The organism is Anaerotignum lactatifermentans DSM 14214 (assembly GCF_900142265.1).
GTDB classification, from domain to species: domain Bacteria; phylum Bacillota; class Clostridia; order Lachnospirales; family Anaerotignaceae; genus Anaerotignum; species Anaerotignum lactatifermentans.
Genome location: NZ_FRAH01000133.1, coordinates 1 through 2,968, shown reverse-complemented (window position 1 = coordinate 2,968; position 2,968 = coordinate 1). Strand labels below are relative to the sequence as shown.

Annotated in this window: 3 protein-coding genes; all 3 read left to right on the top strand. The window is 36.1% G+C overall.

Annotated elements, in window-relative coordinates:
• Positions 1-251 precede the first annotated feature (251 nt).
• Positions 252-410, top strand: a complete 159-nt coding sequence (locus BUB35_RS19165; protein ID WP_159432917.1) for an SHOCT domain-containing protein — start codon at positions 252-254, stop codon at positions 408-410.
• A 67-nt stretch (positions 411-477) separates the two neighbouring features.
• Positions 478-2,040 carry a recombinase family protein gene (locus BUB35_RS17980; RefSeq protein WP_072853983.1) on the top strand — a complete coding sequence of 521 codons (1,563 nt, stop codon included), beginning with the start codon at positions 478-480 and terminating at the stop codon, positions 2,038-2,040.
• An 11-nt stretch (positions 2,041-2,051) separates the two neighbouring features.
• A partial coding sequence (locus tag BUB35_RS17975) for a recombinase zinc beta ribbon domain-containing protein (protein WP_072853981.1) occupies positions 2,052-2,968 on the top strand: 917 nt, incomplete at its 3' end.

Sequence of the window (2,968 nt, the reverse complement as noted above, 5' to 3'; positions counted from 1 at the left end):
TCTGCCGAGTCCCAGACATCGCAAGGACGGCAGCCCGCATGACGGGGGAGGTGAAAAGCCTATGTGTGCAGCCAAGCACAGTTTATATTGCTGCCCAATGCCGGGGAAGTAGTGTCAAATACGGCAAATTAAATCAGAGTATTACACTAAGCCGTATGAGGATCATGCGGCTTAGTTTTGTTATTTTTCATTTTTATTTTGTCATTTCAAAGTAGAAATAAAAAATAGCAAAACGGAAAGGAGGATTTTGTATGACAGAAGAACAAACTCGGAATGAACTATTCTATCAGATGTCAAAAGAACTGTTGAATCAAATGCTTCAAAGGAACTTCATTACATATGAACAGTATGAAAAAATTGATGCGTTGAATATTGAAAAGTATCAGCCCTTTTTTTCAAAAGTAAGTTAAAAAAGGAATAGATGTGTATGAGCTTTCATGGTATTGTCTGTTCTGAAAAAAGGAAAGGAGGAAGACTATGAATCAGCAAGTAAAAGTAATTCAGCCAGTTACAAAAGAAAGTGCCAGTAAAATAGGAATCAGAGTTTGTGCGTATTGTCGTGTCAGTACTGATAAGGCAGAACAAATGGGATCATATGTAGCACAGAAAGATTATTTTGAATCAAAAATAAAGCAGACGCATGGCTGGATTTTCGTAGGAATATACGCAGACTATGCCAAAAGCGGCACAACATTTGAAGGAAGAGCAGGCTTTCAGAAAATGCTTCAGGATTGCGAAAATGGACAAATTGACCTGATTATGGCAAAGAGCATAACCAGATTTGGTCGTAATGCAATGGAAAGTGTAAGTGCAGTCAGAAAGCTAAAGGCGCTTAATGTTGGTGTATATTTTGAAGAAGGCGGCATAAATACACTTACGGATCAAAGTGAACTGCTACTGACCATTTTCTCTGCAGTCGCACAGGCGGAATCGGAAAGTATATCAACAAACGAAAGATGGTCTATACAGAAGAAATTTTTGGAAGGCAGTTATAATGTCGGAAATGTAGCTTATGGATATTGCAGAAATGAGCAAAACCAGATCGTGATTGATACTACTGGAGAAATTGTAAAGTTTATCTATGACGAGTATTTAAGTGGAAATGGAGCTTGGAGCATTGCGAAAAAACTGACACAAATGCGAGTGCAAACCAGTACAGGAAGTACAAGATGGAGTGCCCATACAGTAAGAGATATGCTGAAGAATACAATTTATAGTGGAGATATGCTGTACCAAAAATACTATACCACGGGGTTCCCGTTTAAACAAAAAGCAAATCATGGGGAACGAGCTATGTATCTGATAGAAGATAATCATGAGCCAATTGTGTCAAAAGCGGAGTTTGAGAATGTACAAAATCTGTTTGCATATCGAGAACGAAAAAATGTGGATAACAGTAAAAGGTATGATTTTACTGGAAAAATCGTTTGTGGGAGCTGTGGATCGAATTTTAGAAGGCATACGGATACAAAAAAGAATGGTATTAAAAAATATCAGTGGTGCTGCAAAGAGCATATTGAATCAAAAGACTATTGTCCAATGAAGGCAGTAGATGAAGAATTGATCAAAACCAGATTTGTTACCATGTGGAATAAACTGCAGAATTCATATAAAGAATTGCTGTATCCCATTGTGGAAACATTGGAACGAACAAAAGTAAGTTGTGAAACAAAGGAAAAGATAGAGAATTTGGAAAATCAAATAGCGGAATTATCAAAGCAGAGTCGATTATTGAACCAGGCAATGGCAAAACAATGTATCGACTCTGCTTTTTATATGGAACAAAGCACTTGTGTAAAAATAAAAATAGATGACTTGAAAGAACAAATTAAAGATTATGAAAATCCTGAAGAAATACAAGCAGAGATCATAAAAACAAAGCAATTGATTGAACTGATAAAAACAGGACCAAATTTCTTGGAAGAATATAGTTCAGAAGTATTTCTTAGCATAGTAGAAAAAATTGTGGTAGAGCCAAACAATGAGTTGGTATTTATATTAAGAAATGGTTTGATGCTGACAGAATATTATAGCGCATAGGGGGAGTGCAGATGACTGGGCGAATACTATACGGATATCGAATGGAAAAAGGCATTGCTGTTGTGGAACAGACAGAAAGATTATATGTACAAAAGTTATTTGATGACTATATCAATGGAATACCACAGTACAAATTATTACCTGAATTAATCCAGTATGCAGAAAAAAAACAACTGCCTTTACCGACTATCAAATCCAGTTATATGAAGACTTTATTAACTAATCCAAAGTATATGGGAGATAGCTTGTATCCTCAGCTAATCAGCAAAGAGGTATACTTAAAAGCACAAGAAATTAGAGAAAAACGATTAAAGAAGATTGGTAAGGATGATGTTTACACATCATTGGCAGATCAAGAAAAGTATTTTCTTAAAGATATGCTGGTTTGTGGAGAATGCGGCAGAGAGTACAAAAGATACAAGAGAAAAATCGGAAGAAAAAAGAAAGCCTTCTTATGGGATTGTGCAAAGCATATTTCAAACAAAAGCAGAATTGACTGCAGAAACATCCATGTGACAGAGGAACAAGTAAGTTATGGCTTTATGATAATATTAAACAGGCTGATACAAAACCCCGACATTTTAACAATGCCACTTAAAAAAGAGTTTATAAAAGAAAGCACCAGATATAAAGGTGTTGATCGAGAGATTAAAAAGATGGAGAGTGGTGAATTAGAATATGACCAGCAGGAGTTGCTTCAGTTAGTGCTAAAACGTGCGGCACTAAAGTATTTAAATACACAAGAAAACACCTATGACTACTACACGCAAAAACTGTGCGGAAGATTAGAGCAGATGAATAGAGTGACTGTGTTTGATGAGCAGGTGTTTAAAGAATGGACTATAGTCAATAAAGTGGACACAATTTATAAAGAAAAGTGCCGAGTACAGCTGCTTAGTGCTGTGCCCAGTACCATTCTTCTTTTTCA